At 67.9% G+C, this 6,334-nt stretch carries 7 protein-coding genes; 4 read left to right on the top strand and 3 right to left on the bottom strand.

The window, feature by feature from the left end:
- Positions 1-187: 187 nt before the first annotated feature.
- Entirely contained in the window at positions 188-1,504 is a 1,317-nt protein-coding gene (locus HMPREF2581_RS14365) for an MFS transporter (protein ID WP_003095519.1), read from the top strand.
- Here the strand turns inward: HMPREF2581_RS14365 and HMPREF2581_RS14360 are convergent.
- The gene (locus tag HMPREF2581_RS14360; RefSeq protein WP_004365465.1) at positions 1,495-2,886 is read right to left on the bottom strand and encodes a heavy metal sensor histidine kinase; all 1,392 of its coding nucleotides are present in this window, start codon (positions 2,884-2,886) and stop codon (positions 1,495-1,497) included. The two genes, HMPREF2581_RS14365 and HMPREF2581_RS14360, sit on opposite strands and share 10 nt — an antisense overlap.
- A complete protein-coding gene (locus HMPREF2581_RS14355) occupies positions 2,865-3,554 on the bottom strand; it encodes a heavy metal response regulator transcription factor (RefSeq protein WP_003123548.1) in 690 nt (229 codons plus the stop codon). The genes HMPREF2581_RS14360 and HMPREF2581_RS14355 overlap by 22 nt, the downstream gene beginning before the upstream one ends.
- A 137-nt stretch (positions 3,555-3,691) precedes the next feature.
- On the opposite strand from HMPREF2581_RS14355, the gene HMPREF2581_RS14350 reads away from it, so the two are divergent.
- The 3 genes from HMPREF2581_RS14350 to HMPREF2581_RS14340 are packed head-to-tail and all read left to right on the top strand — an operon-like array spanning position 3,692 to position 5,747.
- On the top strand, positions 3,692-4,315 hold the full coding sequence (locus tag HMPREF2581_RS14350) for a hypothetical protein (RefSeq protein WP_003095513.1): 624 nt from the start codon (positions 3,692-3,694) through the stop codon (positions 4,313-4,315).
- A gap of 53 nt (positions 4,316-4,368) precedes the next feature.
- The gene (locus tag HMPREF2581_RS14345) at positions 4,369-4,983 is read left to right on the top strand and encodes a cytochrome b/b6 domain-containing protein (RefSeq protein ID WP_003110933.1); all 615 of its coding nucleotides are present in this window, start codon (positions 4,369-4,371) and stop codon (positions 4,981-4,983) included.
- On the top strand, positions 4,980-5,747 hold the full coding sequence (locus HMPREF2581_RS14340) for a molybdopterin-binding protein (RefSeq protein WP_003110934.1): 768 nt from the start codon (positions 4,980-4,982) through the stop codon (positions 5,745-5,747). The genes HMPREF2581_RS14345 and HMPREF2581_RS14340 overlap by 4 nt, the downstream gene beginning before the upstream one ends.
- Before the next feature lie 113 nt (positions 5,748-5,860).
- Here the strand turns inward: HMPREF2581_RS14340 and HMPREF2581_RS14335 are convergent, their stop codons facing one another.
- The gene (locus HMPREF2581_RS14335) at positions 5,861-6,202 is read right to left on the bottom strand and encodes a hypothetical protein (protein ID WP_003095507.1); all 342 of its coding nucleotides are present in this window, start codon (positions 6,200-6,202) and stop codon (positions 5,861-5,863) included.
- Between the last annotated feature and the right edge of the window lie 132 nt (positions 6,203-6,334).

Genomic DNA, 6,334 nt, shown 5'->3' with positions numbered 1-6,334 from the left:
GCCGCTCCGGAGCGGGGATAATGCCGCCCTGTGCGCCGCGACGTGGCTTCCGGCCGCCGCGCGGCGTCGGAGTCTCGCCGAACGCAGGACGGCCTGCGCCCGCGATCGGCCAGCAGCGTCGATCCTTCCCGAACCTATCAATGCTCGGCGGATGCCGGCCGTGGGGCCCGTCCGTCCAGGAACCGTCATGTTCAGCCCGCTCGTCACCTTTCCCGCGCTCTACACCGCCACCCTGCTCATGCTGGCCGGCTCCGGCCTGTTCACCACCTACATCGGCCTGCGCCTGACCCAGGAAGGCGCAGGCGACCTGTGGGTCGGCGGGCTGATGGCGTCCTACTATTTCGGCCTGGTCTGCGGTGGAAAATTCGGACACAAGCTGATCGCCAGCTTCGGCCATATCCGCTCCTACGTGGCTTGCGCCGGGATTGCCACCGTGACCGTGCTGCTGCATGCCCTGGTCGATCAGCTGGAAGTCTGGCTGCTGCTGCGCTTCATCACCGGTGCGGTGATGATGAACCAGTACATGGTGATCGAGAGCTGGCTCAACGAGCAGGCCGAGAGCCACCAGCGCGGCAAGGTGTTCGCCGGCTACATGGTCGCCGTCGACCTTGGCCTGGTGCTCGGCCAGGGCCTGCTGGCGCTGAGCCCGACCCTCGACTACAAGCCGTTGCTGCTGGTCGCCATCTGCTTCGCCTCGTGCCTGATCCCGCTGGCCATGACCCGTCGCGTGCACCCGGCCAAGCTGGTCGCCGCGCCGCTGGAAGTGCGTTTCTTCTGGCAACGCGTGCCGCAGGCGCTGGGCACCATCTTCATCGCCGGCCTGATGGTCGGCGCCTTCTACGGCCTGGCGCCGGTCTACGCCAACCGCAACGGCCTGGATGCCTCGCAATCGAGTTTCTTCGTCGGCATGTGCATCGTCGCCGGTTTCTGTGCGCAGTGGCCGCTGGGCTGGCTGTCCGACCGCCTCGACCGCAGTTGGCTGATCCGCGGCAATGCGGTGCTGCTGTGCCTGGCCTCGATCCCGATGTGGGGGCTGGTGACGCTGCCGTACTGGCTGCTGCTGGCCAACGGGTTCGTTACCGGCATGCTGCTGTTCACCCTCTACCCGCTGGCGGTGGCGCTGGCCAACGACCACGTCGAGCAGCCGCGCCGGGTCGCGTTGTCGGCGATGCTGCTGACCACCTACGGGGTCGGCGCCTGTATCGGCCCGCTGGTGGCCGGCGCGCTGATGCGCCACTTCGGTCCGGGGCTGTTCTACATGCTGGTGTCCGGCTACGCGGTGCTGCTGGTGTTCTGGGTGCAGCCCAAGCGCGTCACCGGCGAACACCGGGTCGACGAGGCGCCGCTGCAACACGTGGCGATGCCGGACACGGTCAGCCCGATGGCCGCCACCCTCGACCCGCGCGTCGAGGAAGTGCCGGAGGAGTTGGTGGTGGAGGCGCCGGCGAATATCGGCCGCTCCGACGGTGAGCCGGACGCCGGCGAGAAGCCCGCTCAGTCCTGAGCCGGGAACGCCAGCTCGAAGCGGATGCGTCCCGGAGCCGGGGCGCTCGCTTCGGCGCGGCCGCCGTGCAGGCGCATGATCGCCTGGACGATGGCCAGGCCGAGACCGCTGGACTGGGCGTCGCTGCGCGCGGCGTCGCCACGGTAGAAGCGGTCGAACAGGCGCGACAGCGGCTCGGCCGGCAGCCTGTCGCAGGCGTTCTCCACGCTCAGCAGGAATTCCCCCGAGCGGCGCAGGCCGCGCACTTCGATCAGGCTCTCGGCGCTGGCGTAGCGGATGGCGTTGGCCAGCAGGTTGCTCAGCGCCCGGCGGAACAGTTGCGGATCGGCGCGTAGCTGGCCGCTGATCTGGATGTCGAGGCTCAGCCCACGTTCCTCGGCCAGCCCTTCGAAATACTCCGCCTGGCGCCGCAGTTCTTCGCCCAGGTCCAGGCGGCTGCGCTCCACCGCTGCCCGCACGTCGTCGGCGCGAGCGAGGAACAGGATGCTCTCGACCATCCGTGCGATGCGCTCCAACTCTTCCTGGTTGGAGGCGATCAGCGCCTGGTACTCCTCGTTGCTGCGTGGCTGGCGCAGGGCCACCTGGCCGTGGCCCATCAGCGAACCAATGGGCGTGCGGATCTCATGGGCGAGGTCGGCGGAGAACTGCTGCAGGCGCTGGTAGCCGTCGTCGAGGCGTTCGAGCATGGCGTTGAACGACTGTGCCACCTGCTGCAACTCGGCAGGCGCGGCGGCGACGTCGAGGCGGGTATCCAGGCTGGTCGGATGGATCTCCGCCGCCTTCGCCGCCAGCGTGCGCAGCGGGCGCAGGCCGTGGCGCAGGACCAGCCAGCCGAGCAGGGCGGTGCCGAGGAACGCCAGCAGCACGGCGGCGATGACCCGGTCGCGGTACTGGGCGAGCATCCGCGTCTCGCCCAGCAGCAGGTGCGCGGCGGTGATCTGCAACGGCTCGCGGCCGCCGACCAGGACCTCGGCGGCGAGCACGCGCATCGGGACGCCGTCGTGGGTCAGCGCGGCGTGCACGACGGACGGATTCAACGCCTGGCCGGCGGCGACCACCCGTAGCGACGGCAGGCGTTCGTGGCGCGGGTTGACCGCGACGATCGGCGCCTCGCCGGGCTGACCGAGGAGCAGGATGTCCTGCTCGTTACCGAGCATGTTCTCGAACAGACGCGGGCGCGCCTTCAGCTCGGCCAGGGTGAGGTTGTCGCGCAGCAGGTTGCGGAAGTGCTCGACCCGGCCGGCGACCATCACGTCGCTGCGCCGCAGCATCGCCTCTTCCACCGAGCGGTACAGGTAGAAACCGACCGCGCTGACCACCAGCGCCGCCACCGCGGCGAACAGCAGCGCCGCGTAGAGGGTCAGGGAGCGGCGGGCGGGCACGGGCGCTCCTCGCAGACGTAGCCGATGCCGCGCACGGTATGGATCAGCTTGTTCGGGAAGGGATTGTCGACCTTGGCGCGCAGGCGCTTGATCGCCACGTCGACGACGTTGGTGTCGCTGTCGAAGTTCATGTCCCAGACCTCCGAGGCGATCAGGGTGCGCGACAGCACCTCGCCCTCGCGGCGCATCAGCAGGTGCAGGAGGGCGAACTCCTTGTTGGTCAGGGCGATCACCTGCCCCTGGCGGCTGACCTTGCGCCGCAGCACGTCCAGGTGCAGATCGGCCAGTTGCACCTGCTCTGCCTCGCGGACCACGCCGCGGCGCAGCAGGGTACGGATACGCAGCAGCAACTCGGTGAAGGAGAAGGGTTTCACCAGGTAGTCGTCGGCACCCAGTTCGAGGCCGCGGATACGGTCTTGCAACTGGTCGCGGGCGGTGAGGAAGAGCACCGGCACATCGTGCTTCTTGCGCAGCACTTCCATGATCTGCCAACCGTCCAGGCCGGGCAGCATCACGTCGAGGACCACCAGGTCGTAGCGGTTCTCCAGCGCCAGGTAGAGACCGTCGGCGCCGTGCTGCGACCAGTCGACCGCATAGCCCGACTCGCCGAGGCCCTTCTTCAGGTACTCGCCGGTCTTCGTATCGTCTTCGATCACCAGGATGCGCATGTCTCGTTCCCCCTCGTTCGCCGCCATTCTAGCCAGCGCGCGGCGCGGACTCGGTGACATTTTTGTCATGCGAAAGTCATCTCCGGGTACCGCCGGCGGGGCGACCATCGAGGCTCAACCCCACCGAGGATCGACCGATGCTTCGACTCAAGGCTTCCCCCGCGCTGCTCTTCGGCCTGCTCCTGGCCAGTGCCGCCAGCTTCGCCGCGCAACCACCTGCGGGCATGCTGCAGCCGCTGCGCGGCACCATCCAGCAGGCCGCCGACGACCACCTGCAACTGAAGGCCCGCAACGGCCAGCAACTGACGGTCAGGCTCACCGACAAGACCGCGATCCGCGCCGTGTCGCTGGCGAAGCCGGAGGACATCCAGCCCGACAGCTTCATCGGTACCGCCGCCGTGCCGCAGCCCGACGGCACCCTGAAGGCCCTCGAGGTGCATGTCTTCGCCCCCAGCCTGCGCGGCAGCGGCGAAGGCCACCGGCCCTGGGAGAACGCCGATGGCAGCGCCTCGACCATGACCAACGGTACGGTCGGCAACCTGGTGGTCAGCCAGGGCCGGCGCATGACGGTGAAATACGGCGATGGCGAGAAGACCGTGGTGGTGCCGGACGACGTGCCCATCGTCAGCCTGGAGCCGGGCGAGCGCAGCCTGCTCAAGCCTGGCGCCAAGGTCGTGCTGTTCCCGCAGAAGGGCGCCGACGGCAGCCTCACCGCCCTGGCCATCTCGGTCGGCAAGGACGGCGTGACCCCGCCGATGTGAGGTTTCGCCGGGACGGCGCGTCCGTCCCGGCCGGGTTTCCTGGGAGAAAAGCCATGAACCGTGCGTTGCACGCCTGGCCGGTGAGACTCTGCCACTGGCTCAATGCCTATGCCATGGCCTGCCTGATCGGCAGCGGCTGGGGCATCTACAACGCTTCGCCGCTGCTGGATTTCCGTTTTCCCGCCTGGGCTACCCTCGGCGGCTGGCTCGGCGGTTCCATCGCCTGGCATCTCGCCGCCATGTGGCTGCTGCTTGGCAACGGCCTGTGCTACCTCGCCTACGGACTGTCCAGCGGGCATTTTCGTCGCGACTTCCTGCCTTTGAGCGCGGCCGGCGTCTGGCGCGACCTGCGCCTCGCCCTCGGCCTGCGCCTGGTCCATGAGCCGGGCCGCTACAACGCGGTGCAGCGCCTGCTGTACTGGCTGGTCCTGGCGCTCGGTGCGCTGCTGGTGCTGTCCGGGCTGGCGATCTGGAAACCGGTGCAACTGCACGGGCTGACCGCGCTGTTCGGTGGCTTCCAGGGGGCGCGCTGGGTGCATTTCCTGGCCATGGCCGGGGTCGTCGGGTTCGTCGTCGTGCACCTGCTGCTGGTGCTGTTGGTGCCGCGCACCCTGGTGCCGATGATCATCGGACGCGAGTGGCGGCGCGGGCGGAGGAGCGGAGGATGAAGGGGCCGGAGAAGAAGCGCGCGAAGATCGCGATCGACCCGTCCAGCGAGCGACAGATGGTCGATTTGCAACGCCGCCTGCTGTTGCGCGGCGGCCTGTCCCTGGGCGCCCTGGCGATGCTCTCGGGGTGCCGGCTACAGGATGGCGATTCGGTCGACAAGGTACTCTGGGCCATGTCGCGCTGGAACGACCGGGTCCAGGCCTGGCTGTTCAGCCGTACGCGGCTGGCGCCGACCTTCGATCCGTCGCAGGTGGTCTCGCCGTTCCCCTTCAACGCGTTCTACCCGGCCTACAACGTGCCGGAGATCGACCTGCCGGAATACCGCCTGCAGGTTTCCGGGCGGGTCCGCGACAAGCGCCCCTGGAGCCTGGAGCAACTGCGCCGGCTGCCGCAGGCCAGCCAGGTCACGCAACTGATCTGCATCGAGGGCTGGAGCGCGATCGGCCAGTGGAGCGGAGTGCCGCTGCGCACCTTCCTGGAGCTGGTCGGCGCCGACACCTCGGCGAAGTACGTCGGCTTCAAGTGCGCCGACCGCTACTACTCCAGCCTCGACATGCCCAGCGCGCTGCATCCGCAGACCCTGCTGGCGCTGGAGATGTCCGGGCAGGCGCTGCCGGAGGAGAACGGCTACCCGCTGCGCCTGCGGATTCCCACCAAGCTCGGCTTCAAGAACGCCAAGCACGTGGTGGAGATCTTCGTCAGCAACAGCAATCCCGGAGGTTACTGGGAGGACCAGGGCTACAACTGGTTCAGCGGAGTCTGAGGCGGGAGAGTGCGGCTTGCTTCGGGCCATGCGCCCAGCGCGACAGGGATGGGAAAATAGGAAAGCCCGGCATCGAGCCGGGCTTTTCTCGCGCCTTGCGGCGTAACGAGCGGTCAGGCGGTGCGCAGGTCGAAACGGCTCATGCTGCGATGCAGGCGGTCCACGGTCTGTTCGCTGCCGTTGTCGGCCAGACGGGCTTCGGCCTTGGTCATGTCCTTGTGCAGGCGGTCGACGGTCTGCTCGCTGCCGTTGTCGGCCAGGCGGGCTTCGGCCTTGGTCATGTCCTTGTGCAGGCGGTCGATGGTCTGCTCGCTGCCGTTGTCGGCGATGCGCAGTTCGACGCTGGACATGTCCTGGTGCAGCCGGTCGATGGTGCGGCTGGAGCCGTCGGCGGCGAAGGCGGCGTTGGCGGTCAGGGTGGCGAGGGCGAGGCCGAGGATCAGGGAAGCTTTCATGACGGTGACTCCGAGTGGGTTGTTGGTTGCGTTGGAGTCATTTTCAGTTCGGATAAATCGATTTAAAAACGAAGTGCGATGATAGTGTCTATCGATATTGGTGATTATATTTTTTCTTATTATTTATCAGTA

Source organism: Pseudomonas sp. HMSC057H01 (assembly GCF_001836405.1).
In the GTDB taxonomy this organism is placed as follows: Bacteria; Pseudomonadota; Gammaproteobacteria; order Pseudomonadales; family Pseudomonadaceae; genus Pseudomonas; species Pseudomonas aeruginosa.
The sequence above is the reverse complement of the archived record's forward strand: the minus strand, read 5'-3'. Positions and strand labels throughout refer to the sequence as shown.